Origin of the sequence: Pseudomonas sp. TAE6080, from assembly GCF_018732265.1 — a bacterium.
GTDB classification, from domain to species: domain Bacteria; phylum Pseudomonadota; class Gammaproteobacteria; order Pseudomonadales; family Pseudomonadaceae; genus Aquipseudomonas; species Aquipseudomonas brenneri.
Window position 1 is genome coordinate 423,036 of record NZ_JAHIDY010000001.1, and the last position, 24,769, is coordinate 447,804.

The 24,769-nt window shown below is 59.3% G+C and carries 25 protein-coding genes; 7 read left to right on the forward strand and 18 right to left on the reverse strand.

What is annotated here, in order from left to right; genetic code table 11:
- Positions 1 to 99 precede the first annotated feature (99 nt).
- From KL786_RS01915 to KL786_RS01935, 5 genes are all read right to left on the reverse strand, one after another.
- Complete coding sequence (locus tag KL786_RS01915) at positions 100 to 1,032, reverse strand: glutamate/aspartate ABC transporter substrate-binding protein (protein WP_029295166.1); 933 nt, start codon at positions 1,030 to 1,032, stop codon at positions 100 to 102.
- A 410-nt stretch (positions 1,033 to 1,442) separates the two neighbouring features.
- Complete coding sequence (gene glpD / locus KL786_RS01920) at positions 1,443 to 2,981, reverse strand: glycerol-3-phosphate dehydrogenase (RefSeq protein ID WP_032859907.1); 1,539 nt, start codon at positions 2,979 to 2,981, stop codon at positions 1,443 to 1,445.
- A gap of 293 nt (positions 2,982 to 3,274) precedes the next feature.
- Positions 3,275 to 4,030 carry a DeoR/GlpR family transcriptional regulator gene (locus KL786_RS01925; RefSeq protein WP_032859906.1) on the reverse strand — a complete coding sequence of 252 codons (756 nt, stop codon included), beginning with the start codon at positions 4,028 to 4,030 and terminating at the stop codon, positions 3,275 to 3,277.
- Between the two features lie 97 nt (positions 4,031 to 4,127).
- Positions 4,128 to 5,633 carry a glycerol kinase GlpK gene (gene glpK / locus KL786_RS01930; protein WP_090291916.1) on the reverse strand — a complete coding sequence of 502 codons (1,506 nt, stop codon included), beginning with the start codon at positions 5,631 to 5,633 and terminating at the stop codon, positions 4,128 to 4,130.
- 78 nt (positions 5,634 to 5,711) lie between these two features.
- Positions 5,712 to 6,566 (reverse strand): MIP/aquaporin family protein, encoded by an 855-nt coding sequence (locus tag KL786_RS01935; RefSeq protein ID WP_032859904.1) that lies wholly within the window; start codon positions 6,564 to 6,566, stop codon positions 5,712 to 5,714.
- Positions 6,567 to 6,937: 371 nt separating this feature from the next.
- On the opposite strand from KL786_RS01935, the gene ybaK reads away from it, so the two are divergent.
- Positions 6,938 to 7,408, forward strand: a complete 471-nt coding sequence (gene ybaK / locus KL786_RS01940; RefSeq protein WP_032859903.1) for a Cys-tRNA(Pro) deacylase — start codon at positions 6,938 to 6,940, stop codon at positions 7,406 to 7,408.
- 153 nt (positions 7,409 to 7,561) lie between these two features.
- Here ybaK and KL786_RS01945 read toward each other — a convergent pair whose 3' ends face one another.
- A complete protein-coding gene (locus tag KL786_RS01945) occupies positions 7,562 to 8,671 on the reverse strand; it encodes an ABC transporter ATP-binding protein (RefSeq protein WP_215516546.1) in 1,110 nt (369 codons plus the stop codon).
- Complete coding sequence (argF, locus tag KL786_RS01950; protein ID WP_215516547.1) at positions 8,668 to 9,588, reverse strand: ornithine carbamoyltransferase; 921 nt, start codon at positions 9,586 to 9,588, stop codon at positions 8,668 to 8,670. The genes KL786_RS01945 and argF overlap by 4 nt, the downstream gene beginning before the upstream one ends.
- A gap of 434 nt (positions 9,589 to 10,022) precedes the next feature.
- Here argF and KL786_RS01955 point away from each other — a divergent pair, with 434 nt between their 5' ends.
- Together KL786_RS01955 and grxD are read left to right on the forward strand one after the other, a co-directional pair.
- Positions 10,023 to 12,131: a molybdopterin oxidoreductase family protein gene (locus KL786_RS01955; RefSeq protein WP_215516548.1), complete on the forward strand. Its 2,109-nt coding sequence runs from the start codon at positions 10,023 to 10,025 to the stop codon at positions 12,129 to 12,131.
- Between the two features lie 103 nt (positions 12,132 to 12,234).
- Positions 12,235 to 12,573 carry a Grx4 family monothiol glutaredoxin gene (grxD, locus tag KL786_RS01960; RefSeq protein WP_032858447.1) on the forward strand — a complete coding sequence of 113 codons (339 nt, stop codon included), beginning with the start codon at positions 12,235 to 12,237 and terminating at the stop codon, positions 12,571 to 12,573.
- Between the two features lie 166 nt (positions 12,574 to 12,739).
- On the opposite strand, the gene bfr is transcribed toward grxD, so the two are convergent.
- Both bfr and KL786_RS01970 read right to left on the reverse strand, forming a co-directional pair.
- Positions 12,740 to 13,210: a bacterioferritin gene (gene bfr, locus KL786_RS01965; RefSeq protein WP_215516549.1), complete on the reverse strand. Its 471-nt coding sequence runs from the start codon at positions 13,208 to 13,210 to the stop codon at positions 12,740 to 12,742.
- A 201-nt stretch (positions 13,211 to 13,411) separates the two neighbouring features.
- Complete coding sequence (locus KL786_RS01970; RefSeq protein ID WP_038442994.1) at positions 13,412 to 13,630, reverse strand: bacterioferritin-associated ferredoxin; 219 nt, start codon at positions 13,628 to 13,630, stop codon at positions 13,412 to 13,414.
- Positions 13,631 to 13,866: 236 nt separating this feature from the next.
- Here KL786_RS01970 and KL786_RS01975 point away from each other — a divergent pair, with 236 nt between their 5' ends.
- Positions 13,867 to 14,469 carry a peroxiredoxin gene (locus KL786_RS01975; RefSeq protein WP_032858443.1) on the forward strand — a complete coding sequence of 201 codons (603 nt, stop codon included), beginning with the start codon at positions 13,867 to 13,869 and terminating at the stop codon, positions 14,467 to 14,469.
- A gap of 70 nt (positions 14,470 to 14,539) precedes the next feature.
- On the opposite strand, the gene rnt is transcribed toward KL786_RS01975, so the two are convergent.
- Together rnt and pyrC are read right to left on the reverse strand one after the other, a co-directional pair.
- Positions 14,540 to 15,211, reverse strand: a complete 672-nt coding sequence (rnt, locus tag KL786_RS01980; RefSeq protein ID WP_029295237.1) for a ribonuclease T — start codon at positions 15,209 to 15,211, stop codon at positions 14,540 to 14,542.
- Positions 15,208 to 16,254: a dihydroorotase gene (gene pyrC / locus KL786_RS01985; protein ID WP_032858441.1), complete on the reverse strand. Its 1,047-nt coding sequence runs from the start codon at positions 16,252 to 16,254 to the stop codon at positions 15,208 to 15,210. The genes rnt and pyrC overlap by 4 nt, the downstream gene beginning before the upstream one ends.
- Before the next feature lie 156 nt (positions 16,255 to 16,410).
- On the opposite strand from pyrC, the gene KL786_RS01990 reads away from it, so the two are divergent.
- The 3 genes from KL786_RS01990 to KL786_RS02000 all read left to right on the forward strand — a co-directional run bounded on the left by KL786_RS01990 (position 16,411) and on the right by KL786_RS02000 (position 19,926).
- Complete coding sequence (locus KL786_RS01990) at positions 16,411 to 17,319, forward strand: flagellar protein MotY (protein WP_215516550.1); 909 nt, start codon at positions 16,411 to 16,413, stop codon at positions 17,317 to 17,319.
- A 128-nt stretch (positions 17,320 to 17,447) separates the two neighbouring features.
- Entirely contained in the window at positions 17,448 to 18,665 is a 1,218-nt protein-coding gene (locus KL786_RS01995) for an argininosuccinate synthase (RefSeq protein ID WP_003208700.1), read from the forward strand.
- Between the two features lie 628 nt (positions 18,666 to 19,293).
- Positions 19,294 to 19,926 carry a response regulator transcription factor gene (locus tag KL786_RS02000; RefSeq protein ID WP_032858436.1) on the forward strand — a complete coding sequence of 211 codons (633 nt, stop codon included), beginning with the start codon at positions 19,294 to 19,296 and terminating at the stop codon, positions 19,924 to 19,926.
- Positions 19,927 to 19,987: 61 nt separating this feature from the next.
- On the opposite strand, the gene KL786_RS02005 is transcribed toward KL786_RS02000, so the two are convergent.
- The 7 genes from KL786_RS02005 to KL786_RS02035 form a co-directional block, all read right to left on the reverse strand.
- Complete coding sequence (locus tag KL786_RS02005; protein ID WP_032858435.1) at positions 19,988 to 20,170, reverse strand: PA3496 family putative envelope integrity protein; 183 nt, start codon at positions 20,168 to 20,170, stop codon at positions 19,988 to 19,990.
- 107 nt (positions 20,171 to 20,277) lie between these two features.
- Positions 20,278 to 20,916: an endonuclease III gene (gene nth, locus KL786_RS02010; protein ID WP_215516551.1), complete on the reverse strand. Its 639-nt coding sequence runs from the start codon at positions 20,914 to 20,916 to the stop codon at positions 20,278 to 20,280.
- A 16-nt stretch (positions 20,917 to 20,932) separates the two neighbouring features.
- Positions 20,933 to 21,436 carry an Rnf-Nqr domain containing protein gene (locus KL786_RS02015; protein ID WP_215516552.1) on the reverse strand — a complete coding sequence of 168 codons (504 nt, stop codon included), beginning with the start codon at positions 21,434 to 21,436 and terminating at the stop codon, positions 20,933 to 20,935.
- Complete coding sequence (locus tag KL786_RS02020) at positions 21,429 to 22,034, reverse strand: RnfABCDGE type electron transport complex subunit G (RefSeq protein ID WP_215516553.1); 606 nt, start codon at positions 22,032 to 22,034, stop codon at positions 21,429 to 21,431. The genes KL786_RS02015 and KL786_RS02020 overlap by 8 nt, the downstream gene beginning before the upstream one ends.
- Positions 22,031 to 22,996 (reverse strand): RnfABCDGE type electron transport complex subunit D, encoded by a 966-nt coding sequence (locus KL786_RS02025; protein ID WP_215516554.1) that lies wholly within the window; start codon positions 22,994 to 22,996, stop codon positions 22,031 to 22,033. The genes KL786_RS02020 and KL786_RS02025 overlap by 4 nt, the downstream gene beginning before the upstream one ends.
- Positions 22,983 to 24,191, reverse strand: a complete 1,209-nt coding sequence (gene rsxB, locus KL786_RS02030; protein WP_215516555.1) for an electron transport complex subunit RsxB — start codon at positions 24,189 to 24,191, stop codon at positions 22,983 to 22,985. Before rsxB ends, KL786_RS02025 begins: the two co-directional genes overlap by 14 nt.
- Positions 24,188 to 24,739 carry an Rnf-Nqr domain containing protein gene (locus KL786_RS02035; RefSeq protein WP_215516556.1) on the reverse strand — a complete coding sequence of 184 codons (552 nt, stop codon included), beginning with the start codon at positions 24,737 to 24,739 and terminating at the stop codon, positions 24,188 to 24,190. Before KL786_RS02035 ends, rsxB begins: the two co-directional genes overlap by 4 nt.
- Between the last annotated feature and the right edge of the window lie 30 nt (positions 24,740 to 24,769).

A 24,769-nucleotide genomic window follows, 5' to 3' on the forward strand; every position in this document is an offset into this window, starting at 1 on the left:
TCGGAAACCGCCAGGTCGAGTGTTCCAAATAATGCCAGCAGGTAGTAACAGACACCTGAGGGAGGGTTGGCTCCCTCAGGGGATAAGGTTAGTTCGGAATCAGGACTTTTTTTCAGCCGTTTTGTCGTCAGCCGCTTTGTCAGTCGGGTTGGCGATCAGGGCCTTGAGTTCGTCGCTCATCGGGAACATCAGGTTCAGGCCTTTTGGTGGGATCGGCGAGCTGAACCACTTGGTGTAGATGTTGTTGATTTCGCCGGACTTGTAGGTAGCGACGATGGCGTCATCCACAGCTTTCTTGAACGGGGCATCGCCTTTGCGAACCATGCAGCCGTAGATTTCGAAGGATTGTGGGGTGCCGGTCACGGCCCAGTCGGTTGGCTTCTTGGCCTTGGCCATTTCACCGGCCAGCAGTGCGTCGTCCATCATGAAGGCAACGGCACGGCCGCTTTCCAGCATCTGGAAGGATTCACCGTGGTCCTTGGCGGAGATGACGTTCATGCCCATTTGCTTGTCAGCGTTCATGGACTTGAGGATGCGCTCGGACGTGGTACCGGCGGTGGTTACGACGTTCTTGCCCTTGAGGTCAGCGAAATCCTTGTAGGTCGAGTCCTTTTTGGACAGCAGACGGGTACCGATTTCGAAGATGCCGACGGAGAAGTCGACTTGTTGCTGACGCTCGACGTTGTTGGTGGTGGAACCACATTCAACGTCCACGGTGCCGTTCTGCACCAGCGGGATACGGGTTTGCGAGGTGACCAGGTTGTATTTGACCTTCAACTCGCCTTCTTTCATGCCGAGGTCTTTCTCGACAGCCTTGACGATGGCCAGTTGAATGTCGTGGGAGTAGCCCACTGGCTTGCCCGAGCCGTCTGCGATGTAGGAGAACGGGATGGAGGCGTCGCGGTGGCCCAGGGTGATGGTGCCCGACTCTTTGATTTTCTTCAGGGTGCCGGTGAGCTCAGCGGCAAAAACTGGAGTGCTAATCAGAGCGGCAGCGATAGCTGCGCCCAAAATATGGGGAACGATACGCATCAATACTTCCTCGACATTTGTTTTTTTTATGAAGCCTGGACGGCTCTTTCGATACAGCGAATGCCTGTGACGGCTCCTGAAGCATCTCAGGCAAACACGTAGCAAGTGTAGAGCATGAGTCGTGCCAGACCGTTAATAAAAGTCTAACTATATGATTTATATGGTTATTAACTTTATGTGACGCTGTTTAATCGATGTTTAAGTCCGGCAAACCGAATCGGCGACAGCAGCGTGTTCGGAAAACCGAATCCATAGGTGTTGGCTTACCGTCGATTGTCATCCGTCAGTGGTCGCATTATTGACTGTCAGTCCGCCATCGCAGGCAAGCCAGCTCCCACATTGATCGCATTTCACATTAAGAAGACGGCCATAAAAAACCCCTGGACCTTCCGGTGCAGGGGCTTCGTTAATCAGGCCGCTTCGATCTTGCTGCGGTTCTGCTCGACCTTGATCAGGTAGCGCTGCAGGTTCTCCTGCTCGTCGGGGGTGGTGAACAGGCCGAGTTTGGTGCGGCGCCACAGGATGTCGTAGGCCTGGGTCGCCCATTCCTCGGCGCACAGGTAGTCGACTTCCCGGGTGTAGAGGCCACCGCCCAGGTGCTCCCCCATGTCTTCCAGCGATTGCACGCCTTCAAGCAGGCGCCAGGTGCGGCTGCCATAGGTCGTCGACCAGCGACGGGCGATTTCGCTGGGGATCCACTCGAACTTGCTGCGAATATCCGTGGCCAGGGCTTCTGGTGTGGTCATGTCTTCGCCGCCGGGCAGGCTGGCCTTGGCGGTCCAGCTTGGCTTGATGTGCGGGAAGTACGGGGCCAGTTGCGCCAGTGCCGATTCGGCCAATTTGCGGTAGGTGGTCAGCTTGCCGCCGAACACCGACAGGATCGGCGCTTCTTCGCCCGTGCCCGACAACGCCAGGGTGTAGTCGCGGGTAATGGCCGATGGGTTGTCGGACTCGTCGTTGCACAGCGGGCGCACGCCGGAATAGGTGTGCACGATATCGTCGCGGCTCAACTGCTGCTTGAAGTGGGCATTGACCACATTGAGCATGTAGTCCGTTTCACCTTCGGTAATCGCCACTTTTGCCGGATCGCCGGTGTACTCACGGTCGGTGGTACCGATGATGGTCAGGTGATTGAGGTACGGAATGGTGAAGACGATGCGCCCGTCTTCGTTCTGCAGGATGTGCGCGTGGGCACCTTCGTACAGTTTCGGCACGATCAGGTGGCTGCCCTGGATCAGGCGGATGCCGTAGGGCGAATCCAGCTTCAGGTCATCCTTGATGAACTTGGCTACCCACGGGCCGGCAGCGTTCACCAGGGCCTTGGCGCGGATCGAGAACAGGCTGCCATCGGCACGTTCCAGGTGCAGGTGCCACAGGCCTTTGCTGCGACGGGCGCTGACGCAACGGGTCTGGGTGTGGATATGCGCCCCTTTTTCCCGGGCGGCCATGGCATTGAGCACTACCAGGCGCGCGTCATCCACCCAGCAGTCGGAGTATTCGAAGCCTTTGGTGATTGTGCTTTTCAGCGGGCTGTCGGCGCCGAACTTCAGGCTTTTGGAGCCGGCGAGTTTTTCGCGCTTGCCGAGGTGGTCATACAGGAACAGGCCGGCGCGAATCATCCAGGCCGGGCGCAGGTGCGGGCGATGGGGCAGCACAAAGCGCATCTGCTTGACGATGTGCGGGGCCTTGGCCAGCAGTACTTCGCGCTCTGCCAGGGCTTCGCGTACCAGGCGGAATTCGTAATGTTCAAGATAGCGCAGGCCGCCGTGGATCAGCTTGCTGCTGGCGGACGAGGTGTGGCTGGCCAGGTCGTCCTTTTCGCAAAGGAAAACCGACAGGCCGCGACCGGCCGCGTCTGCCGCGATGCCCACGCCATTGATCCCACCGCCAATAACGGCGACGTCATAGACTTCGGCTAGGGGTGGAGCAGGCAAGGTAGAAAGGGGCATCGGCGGGCCTCACGATGTATTTTTAATATTTGAATTCGAACATTAATGTTCATTTGCGAAAATGGTAGCTCATAAACGCAGGCGCAGCCAGTCGACTTCGATTGAAAAAACTCATCGAAGGGCCGAAAAAGGAAAATTTGTGAACATTGAGCCGGGTGCTGGCTCAAGAGAGTTGTTGCCTTATAGGTCGCCATCGCGGGCAAGCCCGCTCCCACAGGTTGATCGCATTCCAATGTGGGAGCGGGCTTGCCCGCGATGACGGCAGTACAGGCACCGGAGATTCAGTAGGAGGCTTATACGACTTCCAGGCGAATCTTATGCTGATTGAGCAACTGCACCAGCGCCGGCACCGGCGGCTGATCGGTGACCAGGCAATCAATCAAACTGATCGGCCCCAGGCGAATCATGGCATTGCGCCCGAATTTGCTGGAGTCCGCCGCGAGGATCACCTTGCGTGCATTGGCAATGATCGCCTGGGAAACCCGCACTTCCTGGTAGTCGAAGTCCAGCAGGCTGCCGTCCTCATCAATGCCGCTGATACCCACCAGGGCAAAGTCGACCTTGAACTGGTTGATGAAGTCCACGCTGGCCTGGCCCACCACGCCGCCGTCACGGCGCACATTGCCGCCGGTCAGCAGTACGTCGAAGTCGTCCTTGGCGCTGAGCATCATGGCGACGTTGAGGTTGTTGGTGATGATTTTCAGGTGGCTGTGGTTGAGCAGCGCCCGGGCAATGGATTCGGTGGTGGTGCCAATATTGATGAACAGCGAGGCGTGATCGGGGATCTGTGCGGCAATGGCTTCGCCGATACGCTGTTTTTCATCGCGCATCTGGTCGGCACGCATGGCGTACTCGGTGTTTTCGACACTGGAGTCATAGGCCGCGCCGCCGTGGTAGCGCCGCAGCAGGTTGGCATCTGCCAGTTGGTTGATATCGCGGCGGATGGTTTGCGGTGTGACAACGAACAGCTGCGCCATTTCCTCGATGCTGACGTAGCCGCGTTCGCGGACCAGTTCGAGGATTTGCTGCTGACGGGGAGGCAGATTCATGGGGCGTCCTTTGGGCTGCCGTACAAAAAAGTGGCCCATGATGACGCAGGAATCTGCTCCCTGCCAGTTACAACCCTAAGTGGGTCCGGCGCTTGGCTTATTCGGCGCCTTCGTGGGGTTCCCAGTCGCGGGTGCGGCTGACCGCTTTTTTCCAGCCGGCGTAGAGTTTTTCTTTGGCCGGCTCGTCCAGTTGCGGTTCGAATTCACGCTCGATCACCGCCTTGCCACGTAGTTCTTCCAGGCTGCCCCAGAAACCACAGGCCAGGCCGGCCAGGTAAGCGGCGCCCAATGCAGTGGTTTCGCGCATTTGCGGGCGTTCGACCTGGGTGCCGAGGATGTCGGCCTGGAACTGCATCAGGAAGTTGTTGGCCACAGCGCCGCCGTCTACCCGCAGGGATTTGAGGCGCTCGCCGGAATCCTGCTGCATGGCGTCGAGTACGTCGCGGGTCTGGTAGGCAATCGACTCCAGGGCTGCACGAATGATGTGATCCACGCGTACGCCACGGGTCAGGCCGAACAGCGCGCCACGGGCATACGGGTCCCAGTACGGCGCGCCCAGGCCGGTGAAGGCCGGCACCAGGTACACGCCGTTGCTGTCCTTGACCTTGTTGGCGAAGTATTCGGTGTCGTGGGCGTCATTGATGATCTTCAGCTCGTCACGCAACCATTGCACGGTGGAACCGCCGTTGAAGACAGCGCCTTCGAGAGCGTAGGCCACTTCGCCACGGGGGCCGCAAGCGATGGTGGTGAGCATGCCGTGCTTGGATTTGACCGCCTTGTCGCCGGTGTTCATCAGCAGGAAGCAGCCGGTGCCGTAGGTGTTTTTCGCCTGGCCCGGCTCGACGCACATTTGGCCGAACAGCGCCGCTTGCTGGTCGCCGGCAATCCCGCCAATGGCAATCCCGCTTTTGGTGCGGCCATAGATTTCCGAGGAGGACTTGACCTCTGGCAGCATCTCGCGCGGGATGTCCAGCACCTCCAGCATCTTCGCGTCCCACTCCAGGGTGTGGATGTTGAAGAGCATGGTGCGCGAGGCGTTGGTGTAGTCGGTGACGTGGGTCTTGCCGCCGGTAAATTTCCAGATCAGCCAGCTGTCGATGGTGCCGAACAGCAGCTCGCCATTGCGCGCACGTTCGCGGCTGCCTTCGACGTTATCGAGGATCCACTTCAACTTGGTGCCGGAGAAGTACGGGTCGGTGACCAGGCCGGTGGTGTCGCTGATGTATTGCTCGTGGCCGTCGCGCTTGAGCTGCTGGCAGATCTCGGTGCTGCGGCGGCATTGCCAGACGATGGCGTTATAGATCGGGCGGCCGGTGATCTTGTCCCAGACCACCGTGGTTTCACGCTGGTTGGTGATGCCGATGGCGGCGACCTGATCGTGGTGCAGGCCGGCTTGCGCCAGGGCCTCGACCATCACGGCGCTCTGGGTGGCGAAGATTTCCATCGGGTCATGCTCGACCCAGCCGGCTTGCGGGTAGTGCTGGACGAATTCACGTTGGGCGGTGCACACCACGTTGGCGTCACGATCAAAGATGATCGCCCGTGAACTGGTGGTGCCCTGATCAAGGGCAATGATGTAGTTCTTATTCTGTGTGTCGGTCATGTCGATTGCCTTGGACGGAAAAAGGGAGTGGGTAAGTAGCCTGGGCCGCAAAGGGCAGGAGGGCTCAGGCTACCGTTATCAGGATGTTCGGGTATTACCGCTGGCGGCGGTGTCGGCTGCATCAGTTGTAGCAGGTGCGGCGTTGGGCAAGTGGCGGGCAATCAGCCCGCGATAGGCCGCAGCGCCGAGGCAGGCACCGACAATCGGTGCAAAGATCGGAATCAGGAAATACGGAATGTCGCGCCCGCCGGTGAAAGCCATTTCACCCCAACCGGCGAAAAACGTCATCAGTTTGGGGCCGAAATCCCGGGCCGGGTTCATCGCAAACCCGGTCAGCGGGCCCATGGCGCTGCCGATGACGGCGATCAGCAGGCCGATCAGCAAGGGGGCCAGAGGGCCGCGGGGCAGGCCATTATTGTCATCGGTCAGGGCCATGATCACGCCCATGAGGATGGCGGTGATGACCATTTCCACCAGAAACGCCTGGGCTGTATTCAGCAAGGCGTGAGGGTAGGTGGAGAACACCGAGGCCAACTCCAGGCTGGCTGCGGAGCCACGGACCATCTGGTGGGTTTGTTCGTAATCGAAAAACAGGTTGCTGTAGAGCGTGTAAACCAACGCGGCGGAACAAAAGGCGCCGGCGACCTGGGCGATGATATAGAAGGGCAGTTTGCGTTTGTCGAAGTCGGCAAAAATACACAGCGCGATACTGACGGCTGGATTGAGATGAGCCCCGGAAATGCCCGCGCTCAGGTAGATCGCCATGCTCACGCCGATCCCCCAGATGATGCTGATTTCCCACAAGCCAAAGCTGGCACCCGCGACCTTGAGCGCAGCGACGCAGCCGGTGCCGAAGAAGATCAGCAGCGCGGTGCCGAGGAACTCGGCCATGCATTGGCTTGAAAGTGAAGGCTGTTGAAGAGCAGTTGTCATTGAAAACCTCGGTTTTTTTTCTTGTCTGGCGCGTTGTCACAACGGACAAGGCGCGATTTTCACCATGGACAGGATCCCCATCCCGTTCATGGCTTACTGCTCGATCACTGCGGGAAGATTCGTACAGTATTCGGAAACGAAAAAATATAGACAAGAAACACTGCTGTCAAAGGTCGAAAGTGAACGGCCGGTCATTTTCTAACTATTAGTGTGATGAATGATCGCGACAGCACGGCAAATGAATGGGCGGCAAGCGGGTCCAGGCTCTGCGCGGATTCGCCGCACGGCGCCCTGCACTAGAGCGTTTTGCCTGGGTTTGTCCTAGAATCGGCGGTCTGCTTTTCCACGTTTTCCCCAAGCCTGGAGCCTCCATGACCCCCGCATTGGACTTGTTGAAAAAAGTTCGCGCCGAACATCGCATCCACAGTTATGAACATGACCCCAAGGCCGCCTCTTATGGCCTGGAGGCCGCGGAAAAGTTGAGCCTTGACCCGGCGCAGGTGTTCAAGACCTTGCTCGCCAGCAGCGAAAAAGGTGAGTTATTGGTGGCGGTGGTGCCAGTCGTCGGAAGTCTGGATTTGAAGGCCCTGGCTCACGCAGCAGGCGTCAAGAAAGTCGAGATGGCCGACCCGGCTGCGGCGCAGCGTTCTACCGGTTATTTGTTGGGCGGAATCAGCCCGTTGGGACAGAAGAAACGCTTGCGCACGTTCATCGATGTGAGTGCCCAGCCTTTTGCGACAATTTTTGTCAGCGCCGGCAGGAGAGGGCTGGAGGTAGAGTTGGGGGCAGCAGTGCTGGCAGAGCACACCCAGGGTAAATTTGCGCCGATTGGCCGGGCCTGACTTCAATTTCGAAGGTATCGGCAATCTAAATGTGGGAGCGGGCTTGCTCGCGAAAACGGTGGGTCAGTCAACCTCTATATTGGCTGATCTACCGCTATCGCGAGCAAGCCCGCTCCCACACAAGCCCGCTCTCACATTTTGGATTTGGTTGCTTCAGCTGGCAGTGCTATAGCGCCGCACACCGGACTCCACCTGCGGAATCTGCGCCGCTGTGCTCCCCGAGGCCTGGAACAGCACCAGGTGTTCGGCCGCCACGCGAATCCCGACCTGTACACCGACCTGATGATCGGCATGGCTGGGGAAGATCGACTCCAGCTGGGCGCCGGTCGGCAACTGCAGGCGGTACAAGGTCGAGGCACCCAGGAAGGTCTTGCCGACGATCTGTGCTTTCAGCGCGCTGTCCGGTGCGTAAACGATGTCATCCGGGCGCAGCAACACGTCCACTGCACAGCCGGCTGGCCAGGTGTAGGCACGATTGCCGCGTAATTCACCCAGTTCAGTGGTGACCGATTCCGGCGTAATCAACTGCCCACGGATGAAATAGCCCTGGCCAATAAAGCTCGCGACATAAGGTGTCAGCGGTTCGTGATAGAGGTTGTAGGGCGTATCCCACTGCTCCAGGCGGCCCTCCTTGAACACGCCTACATGGTCGCTCACGGCAAAGGCTTCTTCCTGGTCATGGGTTACCAGGATCGCACTGGTGCCCCGCGCCTTGAGGATGTCCCGTACTTCATGGCTGAGCTTGCGGCGCAGTTCGCCGTCGAGGTTGGAGAAGGGCTCATCGAGCAGCAGTAATTGCGGTTCCGGCGCCAATGCACGGGCCAGGGCCACGCGTTGCTGCTGCCCGCCAGACAGTTCGTGGGGGAAGCGCTTGCCCAGGTTCTTCAGGTTGACCAGCTCCAGCAGCTCGCCGACCACGCGCTCTTTGTGCGGGTGTTTGCGGATACCGAAGCCGATGTTGTCGGCCACGCTGAGATGGGGGAACAGTGCGTAGTCCTGGAACACCATGCCAATGCGACGTTTCTCCGGAGCCAGGGTAAACCCTGCACTGGAGATGACTTCGCCGGCCAGGTTGATTTCGCCTTCGTGCACCGGCTCGAACCCGGCAATCGCCCGCAGGGTGGTGGTCTTGCCACAGCCCGAGGAGCCCAGCAGGCAGCCGATATCACCTGCGTTGAGGTGCAGATTGAGGTTCTGCACCACCCGTTGGTCCTGATAGCCGCATGCCAGATTGCGCAGATTCAGCAGAAGTGGCTGGCTCATGCGTGGTGATACGCCGGTGGGACCAGGAACTCCAGCAAGGCCTTCTGGGCATGCAGGCGGTTTTCTGCCTGGTCCCAGGCGACGGAGCGCGGGTCGTCCAACAGGTCGAGGCTGATTTCTTCACCGCGATGCGCGGGCAGGCAGTGCATGAACAACACGTCTGGCGCGGCGAGGTCGAGCAACTCACGGGTGACTTGATAAGGCGCGAACAGGGCCAAGCGCTTGGCGGTTTCGTCTTCCTGGCCCATGGAGGTCCAGACGTCGGTGCTCACCAGATGCGCGCCGATCATGGCGTCTTTCGGGTCACGCACAATTTGTACGCGGGCGTCGGCCTTGGCCAGGAATTCAGCGCTGGGCTCATAGCCTTCAGGGCAGGCAATGCGCAGATGGAAGTCGAACTGGATCGCCGCTTCTATATAGCTGTTGCACATGTTGTTGCCATCGCCGATCCAGGCCACGGTCTTGCCCTGGATCGAGCCGCGATGTTCGAGGAACGTCTGCATATCGGCCAGCAACTGGCACGGGTGCAGGTCATCGGACAGCCCGTTGATCACCGGCACCCGCGAGTTGGCGGAAAATTCAGTGAGAGTGCTGTGGGCGAAGGTACGGATCATCACCGCATCGAGCATGCGCGACATGACGATGGCGCAATCGCTGATCGGCTCACCACGGCCCAGTTGGGTGTCCCGTGGCGACAGAAAGATGGCCTGGCCGCCGAGCTGGATCATGCCGGCTTCGAAGGACAGGCGGGTACGGGTGGACGACTTCTCGAAAATCATCCCGAGTACGCGGTTTTTCAAAGGCTCGAACAGTACGCCGCGATTACGCAGGTCTTTAAGCTCAATGCCTCGACGGATCACGCTGACCAGCTCTTCGGGCGTGCAATCCATCAGGGAGAGAAAGTGCCTTGCGCTCATCATTAACTACCTTTTTGCAACAGACCGCAGATACTCAAAGCCTTGTTTATTGTGACAACGGGCGAGACCTGCGGCGAAAGCCGCACGGGGCGACGAAATAGGGGAAGGCGCGATATTGACACTAAATGTCGCGTCTTACCAATAGGCTACGGTTTTTTAGAGGGGTTCAAAGGGGCGGGAATTGCACTTTTGAGGCCTGTTTACGCACAGCAGCGGGTCATTTGTACACTGGCGTCGCGACCTTTTGCAATGTGTGATGGCGGTCTGGGGCCGGGTTGTGTCGGTTTCCTGGGCCGTGCGGACGCTCTCTGAAACATTTGCTCATGCTTGGCCATCGCCTGGCCTATGCCCTTTGATTCACGGGGCGAACGTTGCTGGCGCCGCTAGTGGCCGCGGCCCATAGTTGGGCCAAAGCCCTAATAAAGAGACTGGCCATGACCAAGACTCTCCATCACCGTGCCTGCCACCTGTGCGAAGCCATCTGCGGCCTGACCCTGGAAACCACCACCTCCGAGGACGGCGGCATCGCTATCACTTCGATCAAGGGTGACGCCCAGGACACCTTCAGCCGTGGTCATATCTGCCCCAAGGCCGTGGCCCTGCAGGATATCCAGAATGATCCTGATCGCCTGCACCAGCCGATGCTGCGGGTGGGCAGCGAATGGCAACCGATCCCGTGGGACGAGGCCTTCACCCTGGTGGCCGAGCGGTTGGCCGGCATCCAGGCGCGGCATGGGCAGAATGCGGTGGCGGTGTACCAGGGCAATCCCAGCGTGCATAACTATGGCTTGATGACCCACAGCAACTACTTTCTCGGGCAGTTGAAGACGCGCAATCGTTTCTCCGCGACGTCGGTGGACCAACTGCCCCACCACCTTTCCAGCCACCTGATGTATGGCCATGGCCTGTTGCTGCCCATCCCGGATATCGACCAGACCGACTTCATGTTGATCCTGGGCGGCAACCCACTGGCCTCCAATGGCAGCATCATGACCGTGCCGGATGTGGAAAAGCGCCTGAAGGCGATTCAGGCGCGGGGCGGCAAGGTGGTGGTGGTTGACCCCCGGCGCAGTGAGACGGCGGCCATGGCCGACCAGCATCTGTTTGTGCGCCCCGGTGGGGATGCGGCGCTACTGTTCGGGCTGCTCAACACCTTGTTTGCCGAGAACCTGACCCGTGGCAGCCATCTGCCGGTGGACGGCCTGGATGAGGTGCGCCGCGCCGTCGAGGGTTTTACCGCCGAGGCCATGAGCGCCCGGTGCGCGATCCCGGCGGCACAGATTCGTCAGTTGGCGCGGGATTTTGCAGCGCCAGACAAGGCGGTCTGCTACGGCCGGATGGGGGTGTCGACCCAGGCATTCGGCACCTTGTGCCATTGGTTGGTGCAGTTGATCAACCTGGTCACCGGCAATCTGGATCGGGTAGGCGGCGCCTTGTGCACCGAGCCCGCAGTGGACCTGGTGGCGGCGACCTCCGGCGGGCATTTCAATCGCTGGCAGAGTCGGGTGTCCGGGCGCCCCGAATACAGCGGTGAACTGCCGGTGTCGGCCCTGGCCGAAGAAATGCTCACCGAAGGCGAAGGGCAAATCCGCGCACTGGTGACGGTCGCCGGCAATCCGGTGTTGTCCACACCCAACGGGCGGCAACTGGAGCAGGCGCTGGACGGCCTGGAGTTCATGGTCAGCGTGGACTTGTATATCAATGAAACCACGCGCTATGCCGACCTGATCCTGCCGTCGACCTCGGCCCTGGAAAACGATCACTACGACACCACCTTCAATATGTTTGCGGTGCGTAACGTCACGCGCTTCAACCGGGCGATCCTGCCCAAGCCTGAGGGCGCGTTGCACGACTGGGAAATTTTCGTCGGCCTGGCCCAGGCGTTTGCGGCCAGGACCGGCAACCCGCTCAAGCCCACGATGGCACCAGCGCAGATGATTGATTTTGGCCTGCGGGCGGGCGCCTATGGCGATGCCTCCAGCCATAAACTGTCGGTGGCCATGCTGGCCGAGCATCCCCATGGCCTGGACCTGGGGCCGTTGAAGGCCAACCTGGCAGGGCGCTTGAAAACCGCCAATGGTCGGGTGCAGGCGGCGCCAGCAGTGATTTTGGCGGACCTGGCGCGGTTTGCGGCCCTGCCGCTGCCCAAGGCCGATGAGTTGCTGCTGATCGGTCGCCGGCACGTGCGCAGCAATAATTCATGGATGCATAACTATCACCGGTTGGTGAAGGGCAAGCCACGGCATCAATTGCTGATGCACCCGGATGACCTCGCCAGTCGTCAGCTCAGTGATGGGCAGCAGGTGCGGGTCAGCTCGCGGATCGGCATGATCGAAGTGCAAGTGCTGTCCAGCCTGGAGATGATGCCTGGCGTCGTCAGCCTGCCCCACGGTTGGGGGCATGACCGGCCGGGCGTACACATGAACATTGCCAGCGCACAGCCTGGAGCCAGCGCCAACGACCTCACGGATGAGCGGCAGTTGGACGAGCTGTCGGGCAACGCAGCACTGAACGGCGTGCCAGTGCAGGTCGCGGCGGCGTGACGCAGTGAGTCTGTCGGGGAGCCCGAGCACCACGCTGGGATTTTGCGTTACAATGCGCCACCGTGCCGACCTGTGAGTCGCAAAGTTCCAGCCGAGGTGTTCCATGGATATCATCGAAACGATTAAAGAGCAGATTGCCAACAACACCATTCTGCTTTACATGAAGGGCGCCCCGAATGCCCCTCAGTGTGGCTTCTCCGCGAAGGCTTCCCAGGCTGTCATGCAGTGTGGTGAAAAGTTCGCTTACGTGGATATCCTGCAAAACCCGGAAATCCGCGCCAACCTGCCGAAGTACGCCAACTGGCCAACTTTCCCACAACTGTGGGTAGCCGGTGAACTGGTCGGCGGTAGCGACATCATCACCGAAATGGCGGCTGATGGTTCGTTGCAGGCACTGATCAAGGACGCTGCTGAAAAAGCTGCTGCCAAGACCGAAGCGTAATTCGCGCGCAATAAAAAGCCCCGCTTCTCATTCGAGAGCGGGGCTTTTTTGTCCCTGTAGGAGCGAGCTTGCTCGCGAAAAGCGTGAAGGCACCGCGTTCATTCAGAATGCTCGCGTTATCGTTAACGTCCTTCGCGAGCGAGCTCGCTCCTACAATAGTTAGCGATTATTCACCCATCTGCGATTGCAGGTAGTTCTCCAGGGTCACTTTGTCGACCAGGCCGACTTGGGTTTCCAGCCAGTCGATGTGCTCTTCCTGGTCTTCCAGGATATCTTCCAGCAGCTCACGGCTACCGAAGTCACCCTTGGTCTCGCAGTGGGCAATGGCGGCCTTGAGGTCGGCGTGGCTCTTGCGCTCGAAGTTCAGGTCGCTGTTGAGCATTTCCAGGGTGTGCTCGCCGATGTTCAGCTTGCCCAGGTCCTGGACGTTCGGCAGGCCTTCGAGGAACAGGATGCGCTTGATCAGCGCGTCTGCATCCTTCATGGCCTTGATCGATTCCTTGTACTCACGCTTGCCGAGCTTTTCCAGGCCCCAGTCGTCATACATGCGTGCATGCAGGAAGTACTGATTGATCGCGACCAGTTCATTGGCAAGGATTTTGTTGAGTTGCTGGATGACTGAGATGTCGCCTTTCATGATTGGGGGCCTGCCCTGTATTCGTTGTATATAGGGCAGAGTTTGAGCCGCACAATTACCAGTGTCAAACCTAAGTTATTGAATAATAAATGAAAATTAATCGGAATAAGAATGTTTGTGTTCCGCGTCTTGGCGCTAACTATTTGAATTACAGGCATAAAAAAACCGGACATTAAGTCCGGTTCTTTAAAATAGGCTGTTTCAGGCGTGTGTAAATTCTGCTGAATAGGGGATCGCGGCCTGGGCTACCTGCAGTTTTGTCAGGGTTTCCCGTACCACTTGCTTGGCGAGGCAGGCACATTTGCCGCATTGGCTGGCTACGCCGGTGGTTTCACGCACTTCTTTGTAGCTGCAGCAACCTTCATAGATCGCTTCGCGGATTTGTCCGTCGGTGACGCCAGTGCAGAGGCAGACATACATAAGGGAGAACCATCGCGGGTTTAAGGCTTAAGTGCGATGGATCTTAATGTTAACGAGAATGATTGTCAAAGTGCTTTCTCAAACCGTTGCCCCCCGTGGGGCCCTCACTGACGAACGGCTTTTTTCAGGTATGATGGTCGGTCTTTACGAAGCGTGATCGCGTCACGGGCCTGTCGTCAAATCACGGCAGACTCAAGGGCGGTCCATTTACTTCAATTACCATCAGGAGATAACCAATGAGCGTACTCGTCGGCAAACAAGCCCCGGATTTCGACGTACCAGCCGTCCTCGGCAATGGTGAAATCGTTGACAGCTTCAAGCTGTCTGAAGCCATCAAAGGCAAATACGGCCTGGTGTTCTTCTACCCGCTGGACTTCACCTTCGTCTGCCCGTCCGAGCTGATCGCCCTGGATCACCGCATGGACGACTTCAAGGCGCGTAACGTTGAAGTGGTTGCCGTTTCCATCGACTCCCATTTCACCCACAACGCCTGGCGCAACACTGCCATCAATGATGGCGGCATCGGCAAAGTCAAATACACCATGGCTGCCGACATGAAGCACGACATCGCCAAGGCCTACGACGTTGAGTCCGAAGGCGGCGTGGCATTCCGTGGCGCGTTCCTGATCGACGACAAGGGCGTTGTGCGCTCGCAGATCATCAACGACCTGCCGCTGGGCCGTAACATGGAAGAGCTGATCCGTCTGGTCGACGCTCTGCAATTCCACGAAGAGCACGGCGAAGTCTGCCCGGCCAACTGGAAAAAAGGCGACAAAGGCATGAACGCTTCGCCAGCAGGCGTTGCGGCTTACCTGACCGAGAACGCTGGCAAGCTGTAAGCCAGGTTCGCGGTAAAAAAAACCGGCCTGAGAGGGCCGGTTTTTTTATGCATGGGATTCAGGGACGCAATCAGTCGCTGAAGTCTTCCCAGCCGCCCATCTGTTTCCAGCGGTTGACGATGCCGCAGAACAGGTCGGCGGTCTTCTCGGTGTCGTAGCGAGCCGAGTGGGCTTCACGTCCGTCGAAGTCGATGCCGGCTGCCTGGCATGCCTTGGCCAATACGGTCTGGCCATAAGCCAGGCCCGCCAGGGTGGCGGTGTCAAAGCTGGAAAACGGGTGGAACGGGTTACGCTTCATGTCCAGGCGCGCCACGGCGGCGTTGAGGAAGCCCAGGTCGAAACTGCTGTTGTGGCCGACCAGGATCGCGCGTTTGCAGCCGTTGGCCTTCAACGCCTTGCGCACACCACGGAAGATGTCGGTCAGTGCAGCTTCTTCGCTGACGGCCATGCGCAACGGATGATCGAGCTTGATCCCGGTGAACTCCAGGGCAGCGGCTTCGATGTTGGCGCCTTCAAACGGCTCGACGCGGAAGAAGTGGGTGTGTTCTGGATACACAAAGCCCTGTTCATCCATGCCGATGGTCGTCGCGGCAATTTCCAGCAGCGCATCGGTGGCGCAATTGAAACCGCCGGTCTCTACGTCGATAACGACAGGCAGATAGCCGCGAAAACGCTCGGCCATCGGGTGACGCGAACCGCCGCCACCGTGTTCCTGTTCGTCGTCGTAATGGTCTTCACTCACTTGTGTTCCTCCAGCAGGCGCCAGCGCAGTGTTTCACCGGCGCGCAGCGGGATAACGGTCAGCTCGCCAAATGGCAGGCTGGTGGGGGCGGTCCAGTCTTCACGAACCAGGGTAATGCGGTCGGTATTCGCCGGCAGGCCGTAGAAACGCGGGCCATTGAGGCTGGCGAAGGCCTCTAGTTTGTCCAGGGCGTTGCGCGCCTCGAAGGCCTCGGCGTACAACTCGATCGCCGCATAAGCGGTGTAGCAGCCGGCACAGCCGCAGGCCGCTTCCTTGGCGTGCTGGGCGTGGGGCGCCGAGTCGGTGCCGAGGAAAAACTTCGCGCTGCCACTGGTGGCGGCATCGAGCAACGCTACCTGGTGAGTGTTGCGCTTGAGGATCGGCAGGCAATAGAAGTGCGGCCGGATCCCGCCCACCAGCATGTGGTTGCGGTTGTACAGCAGGTGGTGCGCGGTGATGGTTGCGCCGACGTTGGCCGAAGCCTCGGTGACGAACTGCACGGCGTCTGCGGTGGTGATGTGCTCGAACACCACCTTGAGGGTCGGGAACAGCTCGACCACGCGGCGCATGTGCTCGTCGATGAAGATCTTCTCGCGATCGAAGACATCGACATCGCCACGGGTGACTTCACCGTGGATCAGCAGCGGCATGCCCACTTCGGCCATGGCTTCGATGGCGGGCAGGATCTTGTCGATACTGGTTACGCCGGAGTCGGAGTTGGTCGTGGCGCCGGCCGGGTACAACTTGGCGGCGTGCACGAAACCGCTGGCCTTGGCCTCGCGGATTTCGGCGGGCTGGGTGCGGTCGGTAAGGTAAAGCACCATCAACGGTTCGAAGCGGCTACCGGCCGGTCGTGCAGCGAGGATGCGCTGGCGATAGGCGTCGGCTTCAGCGGCATTACGCACCGGAGGTACCAGGTTAGGCATGATGATGGCGCGGCCAAACGTGCGCGCAACATCGGCCACGGTTTGGGGCAACGCAGCACCATCGCGAAGATGAATATGCCAGTCGTCGGGACGCAGCAGGGTCAGGCGGTCGGACATTGGGGATTCCAGGCGGGTCAATCTGGTGGGAATGCTACCGGAAAAGACTCTTGCAGGCACTCGCTATCAAGTTTTGCAGGGTGCGACCGATATCCCTGGGTATGCCTTAACGATGTATGACGCCTTGATGTGTTGTAGAAACCAGTGGAGCCGCCCGTGCGCCAGCAATATCTAGCCCTGCTCAGCGTGTTCGCCAGCCTGCCCGCGATGGCCCTGACATTCCAGACGCGCCTGGAGAATATCGAGTGGAAGGTGGAGGGCGACAAGTTCGAGTGCCGCTTGAGCCAGCCGATCACCGATTTTGGTTCGGGTGAGTTCGTGCGCCGGGCTGGCGAGCAGGCGACATTCCGTCTGAAAGCCTATAACAGTGCGCTGGGTGTTGGCTCCGCAACGCTATTGGCGGCGGCTGCACCGTGGCAGCCGGGGCGCGGTGATATCAACCTTGGTGCTGTACGAGCGGGCAGCGGCGATGTGCTGTTCAACAGCTCCCAGGCCCAGGCCGGGCGCCTGTTCACGGGTTTGCTGGAGGGTCGCAGCCCCACCGTGCGCCACTATTCCCGGGACGGCGGTTATTCGGAAATCCGCCTGCTGCCGGTGCGATTCAACAAGGCCTATAGCGACTACCAGTTGTGTACCGCGAAATTGCTGCCGATGAATTTCGAACAGGTCAAGCAGGCTGAGGTGGGCTTTCCGGGTGGTGGTATCGACCTGGATCCGGCCGCCAAGGCCAAGTTGATGGTGATGCTCGAATTCATCAAGGCCGATCCTACGGTCAACCATATCGAACTGGACGGCCATTCGGACAACAGCGGCAACCGCCTGACCAATCGCGACCTGTCCCGGCGCCGGGGCCTGGCGGTGATGGACTTCCTCAAGGCCAACGGCATTGCGGAGTCGCAGATTGTCCTGCGCTTCCACGGTGAACGTTATCCGCTGGTGCCCAATACCAATCCGGCCAACCGGGCGAAGAACCGGCGAGTGAATATTCACCTTGATCGCGTGCCAGTCCCCGAGAAACCGGCGCCCCAGGCCACGGCCCCGGCGAATGCGGCGGCGACGTCCTGAGTGCGGCCATTCGTCGCGCGCCCGACATAATCTGTCGCTTTATCTTCATTTGCTGTCGCGCCCCTGTAATTTCACGGTTTTGATCGGTAGAATCGACGCCTTTCCGTAAAACCCCGTGGAGTGATGGCATGGCCGACGTAAACAAGGTCGTTCTCGCGTATTCCGGCGGCCTGGACACTTCGGTGATCCTCAAGTGGCTGCAGGATACTTATAACTGTGAGGTGGTGACCTTCACCGCTGACCTGGGTCAGGGCGAAGAGGTCGAACCTGCACGAGCCAAGGCGCAAGCCATGGGCGTCAAAGAGATCTACATTGACGACCTGCGCGAAGAATTCGTCCGCGATTTCGTTTTCCCGATGTTTCGCGCCAACACCGTCTACGAAGGCGAGTACCTGCTGGGTACTTCCATCGCACGTCCGCTGATCGCCAAGCGCCTGATCGAAATCGCCAACGAAACCGGCGCTGACGCCATTTCCCATGGCGCCACCGGCAAGGGCAACGACCAGGTGCGTTTCGAACTGGGCGCCTATGCCTTGAAGCCTGGCGTAAAAGTGATTGCCCCTTGGCGTGAATGGGACCTGTTGTCCCGTGAAAAGCTGATGGATTACGCTGAAAAGCACGCAATCCCGATCGAACGCCACGGCAAGAAGAAGTCCCCGTACTCGATGGACGCCAACCTCCTGCACATCTCCTATGAAGGCGGCGTGCTGGAAGACACCTGGACCGAGCACGAAGAAGACATGTGGAAATGGACCGTCTCCCCGGAGAACGCTCCAGACAAGGCCCAGTACCTGGAACTGACCTACCGCAACGGCGACATCGTCGCGCTGGACGGCGTCGAAATGACCCCGGCCACCGTATTGGCGACCTTGAACCGTATCGGTGGCGAGCACGGCATTGGCCGTCTGGACATCGTGGAAAACCGTTACGTGGGCATGAAGTCCCGTGGCTGCTACGAAACCCCAGGCGGCACCATCATGCTGCGCGCTCACCGCGCCATCGAGTCCATCACCCTGGACCGTGAAGTGGCTCACCTCAAGGACGAGCTGATGCCCAAGTACGCCAGCCTGATCTACACCGGCTACTGGTGGAGCCCTGAGCGCCTGATGCTGCAACAGATGATCGATGCATCCCAGGTCCATGTGAACGGTGTTGTGCGCCTGAAGCTGTACAAAGGCAACGTGATCGTGACCGGCCGCAAGTCCGATGAGTCGCTGTTCGATGCCAACATCGCGACCTTTGAAGAGGACGGCGGTGCCTACAATCAGGCCGATGCCGCTGGTTTCATCAAGCTCAACGCCCTGCGCATGCGCATTGCGGCCAACAAGGGCCGCAAGTTGTTCTGAAAAACCTGAAGCCTCATAAAGAATGGTTCCTCGAAAGAGGGACCATTTTTTTTGTCCGTGATTCAGGGGGGGCAGTTTTGTTTATTAATGTTTAATGTTCTTTTGGTGTTCGGTATTTTTGGCGTTTATTATTTTTTACATTTGGGTTTTTGTATCTGGAAGTTGGTGTTTTTCGGCGAATAGTCTTATTTGTGTTTAAAATCATTCAGTTGTTTAGTAGGAAATAGGGCGCGCTAGGTTTTGCTTGTAGAAATGTCCGTCAGATAATTCCAGTTGTTGTTAGGGAGTGTTGCACGGGGGAACTTTTTGGAAGCGGTTTTAGCGGCTCCGACGCCCACCGATGCAAATCGTGCAAGGGGTATTTCCTGAAAGTGGCGTGCGTCACGTTTACTTTTCCGCGGCGATGGAGGTTTTTTTGAGTCAATATATGTTTGCCAGCGGAAAGTTCTGAAAGGCCGAACAAGAACCGACACATCCATATAGTCGTTTTTTTGTAGGTCTATTCTCATAACTTTGTGGGCCAGGTCTCTGCTTGTCGTTACTTGGGGGGGAGTGCTATGCCAAGGAGGAAACGACTAGGCTATTGTGCTGGTTCTGAATAATTCGAACAGCGAAATTGGACTTGCCCATGAATAAAGTGCTGATCGTGGATGATCATCCCGTCATTCGCCTTGCTGTACGCATGCTAATGGAACGTCATGGTTATGAGGTCGTTGCAGAGACCGATAACGGAGTCGACGCGTTGCAACTAGCGCGGGAGCATATGCCGGATATTGTCATCCTGGATATTGGAATCCCCAAACTTGATGGTTTGGAAGTTATTTGTCGCCTGTCTTCCACAAAGCAGGCGCAACCCTTCAAGGTGCTGGTCTTGACGTCACAGGCGCCAGGCCATTTTTCCATGCGTTGCATGCAGGCTGGTGCCGCGGGCTACGTGTGCAAGCAACAGGATCTCACCGAGTTGCTGAGTGCGATCAAGGCGGTGCTGTCTGGCTACAGCTACTTCCCCAACCAGGCCCTCAACTCGGTGCGCTCCACGCAAGGCAATACCAGTGAAGCGGATATGGTCGAGCGGCTCTCAGGCCGGGAGATGATGGTGTTGCAGCAACTGGCCCAGGGCAAAACCAACAAGGAGATCGCCGACGGCATGTTCCTCAGCAACAAGACGGTGAGCACGTATAAGACACGCTTGCTGCTCAAGCTCAATGCCCGGTCCCTGGTGGACCTGATCGAGCTTGCCCAGCGTAACGGCCTGGTTTAAGAAGCAGGGAGCAACAGGCAGGAAAAGCCTCCATGGCGGAGGCTTCTGTGTGATCGTTTGGCTAGAGATCGAAATCGTAATCGGCCAACTGTTTTTGCAGGCGTCGCTCTTCCAGAAGGTTGTCGATGGTGCGGCGTTTGCTCAAATTGGTCTTGGCAACTTCTACAGGTGCCTCGGCTGCTTCGTCAGTGTCTGCAGCCACAAAGTCATCTTCTACATCCAGTTGTTCTTTGCCAGTGCTCATAAGGTTAACTCCAGGCTAAGACTGCCGTTGGCGCTCCTTATATCGACAATCGTGCACCGGGTAAAAAAGATTTTTTCAATCGACTGATCAATAAAACCAATGATTGCTCAATCGTCCGACGTCTTTTCCTTGTATTCACACAGATCCTCGATGCGACAGCTGCCACAACGCGGCTTGCGGGCCTGGCACACATAGCGCCCGTGCAGGATCAGCCAGTGGTGGGAGTCGAGCAGGTAAGGCTTGGGTACAAACTTCATCAGTTGCTTCTCCACCTCCACCACATTCTTGCCCGGAGCGATCCCGGTGCGGTTGCTGACCCGGAAAATATGGGTGTCCACCGCCATCGTCAGTTGGCGAAACGCCGTATTGAGCACCACATTGGCCGTCTTGCGCCCCACGCCGGGTAACGCTTCAAGTGCTTCGCGGGTCTGTGGCACTTCACCGTCATGCAACTCGACCAGCAACCGGCAGGTTTCAATGACGTTCTTCGCCTTGCTGTTGTACAGGCCAATGGTCTTGATGTACTGCGACAGCCCTTCCACCCCCAGGGCATGGATCGCCGCCGGGGTGTTGGCCACGGGAAACAGCTTGGCCGTGGCCTTGTTCACGCCCACATCCGTCGACTGCGCAGACAGGATCACGGCGATCAGCAATTCGAACGGCGACGAGTAGGCCAGCTCGGTCTTGGGTTCCGGATTGTCTTCGTGAAACCTTCGAAAGATCTCCAGGCGTTTTGCGGCGTTCATTGGGCGAGCGGTTCCTTCAGTGTGGTGTGCGGCGTTGAGTCCAGGCCTGCCATCCGGCAAGCAGCAACCCGAGCAGAATAAACCCTGTTGGGGCGAGCATGGCGATGCTGCTGGCGAGTAAAAAGCGTGCGAGAGTGATTGCAACCAACAGCCCGGCTGACACGGCGATCAGTTGAAGCCGTGCCCTGCGCTGGTTGGCAGCGAACAGGCCGTCTTGTTCAAGCAGTACGCATTGCATGGCGATCAGCGCCAGGTATGCCCCAAGGCCCGTAGACGGCGCCAAAGCCAGAGCCTGCGCCACCAGGTGCGCGCAACTGACCCAGGTGGTGGCCAGCAACACATTGGCCATCAGCCGCCAATGGCCACTGAGGCGATTGCGCACCCAGCCGCAGCTCCAGCCATGGAGCGTTACGATCAGCACCCACGAAACCCAGAATATTGCGGCGCCCGACGGCGTTGCGCTGACACCCAGCAGCGCAGGCAGCAGCAACAGGCTGGCGAGGGCGAACGGTTTAGTCATGGTCGATGGGCTCCAGCAGTGCCTGGCGATGCTCGTCAAAGTAGCGTAAGGCATCATGGATCGCATTGATCACCGCGCGAGACGTGATGGTGGCGCCGGCCATCTGGTCGAATTGGCCGCTGTCTCTCTTCAGCGCCCAGGCCTGTGGATTTTCCAGCGACAGCCCCTTGAATGCAGCAATCCACGCATTGCCGGGCTCGCCAATGTGCCCGCCCAGACTGGGCGTTTCCGCGTGTGCCAGGGTCTTTACCCCGAGCAGCTTGGCGTTGCGGTCGATGGCAATCAGCAATTCAATGCGCCCACCATATCCATCGACCTGCGAGCGCAGCACAACCGCACTGGGTTTACCGGCCAGGGTCGCGAGGTAACCCCCCAACAGTTGACTGTTGTCCAGCATTGACGAGGGGATGCCCAGTGGGTGCTCCAGCGGTTGATTGTCATAGCCGCCAGTGGGCAACACATCTAGCAACGCCCGGTTTTGCAGCTCGCGCTGTTGTGCGGCAATCGGTTTGGCCGTCAGCTGTTGCAGGCCCATGGTCAGGCCCACCGCGCCGACGGCGATCAGCAGCACGATCAAGGCTTGAGAGGTACGCTTCATGCCTTCACCGCCTGCGGTCGCGCCCAGCGTTCCAGCGCCGGCACCGCGAGGTTCATCATCAGTACCGCGAACGCTACGCCATCCGGGTAGCTGCCCCAGGTGCGGATCAGGTAGGTCAACACACCCACGCCCACGCCAAACAGCAAGCGCGCCCGCGCACTTTTCGCACCCGACACCGGTTCGGTGATGATGAAGAAAGCCCCAAGCATGGTGGCCCCGGTCAGCAGATGAAACAGCGGCGAGCCATGGGAGTCGGAGCCCGAACCGTTCCAGCACAGCAGGCTGATGACGAACAGGCTGGCGAGCATGCCCACTGGCGCGTGCCAACTGAAGACCCGTTGCTGCAGTAAAAAAAGCCCGCCGACGAGAAACGCCAGGTTCACCCACTCGCTTCCTTTGCCTGCGATCTGGCCGAAAGCCGGGTGGCGGGCGAACAGCTCATCGATGGTCAGGCTGTTGTTGATGCGCAAGGCGTCCAGCGCCGTGGCCCGGGCCCAGGCATCGGCGGTCTCGCCGTGCAGGCCGAACACCTGTTGCAGGCCGGCCAGCAGGTCCAGGCCGTGGGACGCCGGCCAATGGGTCATTGGCTGGGGAAAGGCCAGCAACATCAGGGCATAACCGACCATGGCCGGGTTGAACGGGTTCTGCTTGCCGCCATACAGGTGTTTGCCCAACAGCAATGCACTGCTGACAGCGCCCAGGCATAACCACCACGGGCAATAAGGTGGCAATGCCAGGGCCAGCAGCACCGCGCTGACCAGGCCACTCAGGTCGCGGGAGTCATGGCCGCGCACCCGACGCACCAAGGCTTCGACAGCCCATGCACAGGTGCCGGCCAGCAACAGATTGATCAGCACGCCCCAGCCATACAGCCAGAACAGCACCAGCAAGCCAGGCGTTACCGCCATTAACAGGCGCTGCATGGCCTGTTGTTGGCGCTCGACGGCTTCAGGCGCCGACATGTTCATCCACCCAACGTTGGGCGTCAGCCAGGCGCTGCCTGGCGTCCATCAGCTCGGTTGCACTGCTGGCGGGGTGGCGTTCGAGCTTGCTCAGGTCGGCGCGGGCATAAGCCAGGGCAGTCTTCAATTGGCGCAGTTGGCTGTCGATCGGCCGTTTCTCGACACGTTGCAGGTCTGGCCTGGGCTGGGCCGAGTTTTCCTCGGCAGCGTGCAACGCCTGTTCAGCAGCGGCCAGGGCTGTGCCCAGTGTGGCCAACTGTTCGGCGCCGGCCAGCGCGTCCTGGGCTTTTTTCAGCTCGGCGCGACGCATGGCCAGCTGGATTTTTGCGCGCTTGAGCTCAGGGTCTTTATTGGTTTGCGGGATCGCCACGGCGGGGGCGTTCGCTTCGAGTGCGTTTAATGCCTGTTCGGCGGATTCGAATTGCTGTTGCAGGATGATCAATTGCGACTGTTGCTCAAAGGTTGGCGGGTGGCCAAAGGCTTTGAGGGATTTGTGCAGTTGCGCTCGGCTCATTGCCAGGTTGATCTTGGCCTTTTTTACCGCAGCATCGATGTCGGCAGCTTTTTGCGCGCGGACCCGTTCGATGGCGGCCTGCATAGGGTCGCTCTCAACCTGTGGGCTGGGGGCAGGGCGTTTGCTGCGGGCCAGGCGTTCCGCCAGTTTGTGTTCTTCCTCGCGTTGCAGCCGTGCATTGCGCTGTTCGAAGCGACGCCGGGCGCGGTCGCGCTTGGTCGCTCGCGCCTGGAGCTCCGCGGCGGTGTTGGCAAAGCCTGCGACTATCGGCTGCACCGTGGCCTGGGGCAGCGCCAGCATATCGATGCAGTCCACCGGGCACGGGGCCACGCACAAGTCGCAGCCGGTGCATTCATCGACGATGACCGTATGCATCAACTTCGCTGCGCCGACAATCGCATCCACCGGGCAGGCCTGGATGCACTTGGTGCAGCCGATGCACTCGGCCTCGCGGATAAAGGCAATCTGCGCGGGGGCTTCGCCACGGGAACGGTCCAGTTCCAGCGGCGCCAGGCTCAACAGCTGCGCCAGCTCGGCGATGGTTTCGGTGCCGCCAGGCGGGCACTTGTTGATGGCCTCGCCCTGGGCGATGCCCTCGGCGTAGGGCCTGCAACCCGGGTGCCCGCATTTGCCGCATTGGGTCTGGGGCAGCAGGGCGTCGATACGTTGAATCAGGCTCATGGTGTGATCATTGCGTTTAAGCCCAGCAACGCCACGGCCATCAGCCCGGCGCTGAGCAGGTCCACGGGCAGGCCTTTGAAGGGCTGGGGGATATCGTTTTGGTCTATTCGCTGGCGCAGGTCATTGAACAGGCTGAGGGTCAGCCAGAACGCCGGGCCGATGCCCACGCAATAAATCAGTTGGCTGGTATTGCCAGGGCTCAAGAGCACCACACTGAGCACGCCGGCGTTGGCCAGCAGCGGCACCCACAACCCAGTAAAGGGCAGTGCGGGCACGCGGCGGGAAAGCACATTCAGCAACGGTTGGCTCAACAGGATCACCGCGGGCACGTAGGCAAACAGCCATAACGCGCCCAGCGCCAACGGTTGCAACAAAAAAAGGTCCAGCAGATAGCTCGAAATACCGGCCAGCGCCATCAGCAGCGTGGTCGCGAGCCCAAGGGCATGCACCCGCAGTCGTTCCAACGGTGGATCACCAGGCAGCGACCGGCGCAGCATGTACTGGCTGATCAGGGTGGCGCTGAGAAGGGCGACTAGCATTTCGGTCATGGTCGAGCCGGTTAAGCAAACAGGGCCTGA

Bases quoted from the DNA above. Each gene is read 5' to 3' on its own strand.
- KL786_RS01915 (WP_029295166.1), bottom strand. From the start codon at position 1,032: ATGCGTATCGTTCCCCATATTTTGGGCGCAGCTATCGCTGCCGCTCTG.
- glpD (WP_032859907.1), bottom strand. From the start codon at position 2,981: ATGCCCCTTTCTACCTTGCCTGCTCCACCCCTAGCCGAAGTCTATGAC.
- KL786_RS01925 (WP_032859906.1), bottom strand. From the start codon at position 4,030: ATGAATCTGCCTCCCCGTCAGCAGCAAATCCTCGAACTGGTCCGCGAA.
- glpK (WP_090291916.1), bottom strand. From the start codon at position 5,633: ATGACCGACACACAGAATAAGAACTACATCATTGCCCTTGATCAGGGC.
- KL786_RS01935 (WP_032859904.1), bottom strand. From the start codon at position 6,566: ATGACAACTGCTCTTCAACAGCCTTCACTTTCAAGCCAATGCATGGCC.
- ybaK (WP_032859903.1), top strand. From the start codon at position 6,938: ATGACCCCCGCATTGGACTTGTTGAAAAAAGTTCGCGCCGAACATCGC.
- KL786_RS01945 (WP_215516546.1), bottom strand. From the start codon at position 8,671: ATGAGCCAGCCACTTCTGCTGAATCTGCGCAATCTGGCATGCGGCTAT.
- argF (WP_215516547.1), bottom strand. From the start codon at position 9,588: ATGAGCGCAAGGCACTTTCTCTCCCTGATGGATTGCACGCCCGAAGAG.
- KL786_RS01955 (WP_215516548.1), top strand. From the start codon at position 10,023: ATGACCAAGACTCTCCATCACCGTGCCTGCCACCTGTGCGAAGCCATC.
- grxD (WP_032858447.1), top strand. From the start codon at position 12,235: ATGGATATCATCGAAACGATTAAAGAGCAGATTGCCAACAACACCATT.
- bfr (WP_215516549.1), bottom strand. From the start codon at position 13,210: ATGAAAGGCGACATCTCAGTCATCCAGCAACTCAACAAAATCCTTGCC.
- KL786_RS01970 (WP_038442994.1), bottom strand. From the start codon at position 13,630: ATGTATGTCTGCCTCTGCACTGGCGTCACCGACGGACAAATCCGCGAA.
- KL786_RS01975 (WP_032858443.1), top strand. From the start codon at position 13,867: ATGAGCGTACTCGTCGGCAAACAAGCCCCGGATTTCGACGTACCAGCC.
- pyrC (WP_032858441.1), bottom strand. From the start codon at position 16,254: ATGTCCGACCGCCTGACCCTGCTGCGTCCCGACGACTGGCATATTCAT.
- KL786_RS01995 (WP_003208700.1), top strand. From the start codon at position 17,448: ATGGCCGACGTAAACAAGGTCGTTCTCGCGTATTCCGGCGGCCTGGAC.
- KL786_RS02000 (WP_032858436.1), top strand. From the start codon at position 19,294: ATGAATAAAGTGCTGATCGTGGATGATCATCCCGTCATTCGCCTTGCT.
- KL786_RS02005 (WP_032858435.1), bottom strand. From the start codon at position 20,170: ATGAGCACTGGCAAAGAACAACTGGATGTAGAAGATGACTTTGTGGCT.
- nth (WP_215516551.1), bottom strand. From the start codon at position 20,916: ATGAACGCCGCAAAACGCCTGGAGATCTTTCGAAGGTTTCACGAAGAC.
- KL786_RS02015 (WP_215516552.1), bottom strand. From the start codon at position 21,436: ATGACTAAACCGTTCGCCCTCGCCAGCCTGTTGCTGCTGCCTGCGCTG.
- KL786_RS02020 (WP_215516553.1), bottom strand. From the start codon at position 22,034: ATGAAGCGTACCTCTCAAGCCTTGATCGTGCTGCTGATCGCCGTCGGC.
- KL786_RS02025 (WP_215516554.1), bottom strand. From the start codon at position 22,996: ATGTCGGCGCCTGAAGCCGTCGAGCGCCAACAACAGGCCATGCAGCGC.
- rsxB (WP_215516555.1), bottom strand. From the start codon at position 24,191: ATGAGCCTGATTCAACGTATCGACGCCCTGCTGCCCCAGACCCAATGC.
- KL786_RS02035 (WP_215516556.1), bottom strand. From the start codon at position 24,739: ATGACCGAAATGCTAGTCGCCCTTCTCAGCGCCACCCTGATCAGCCAG.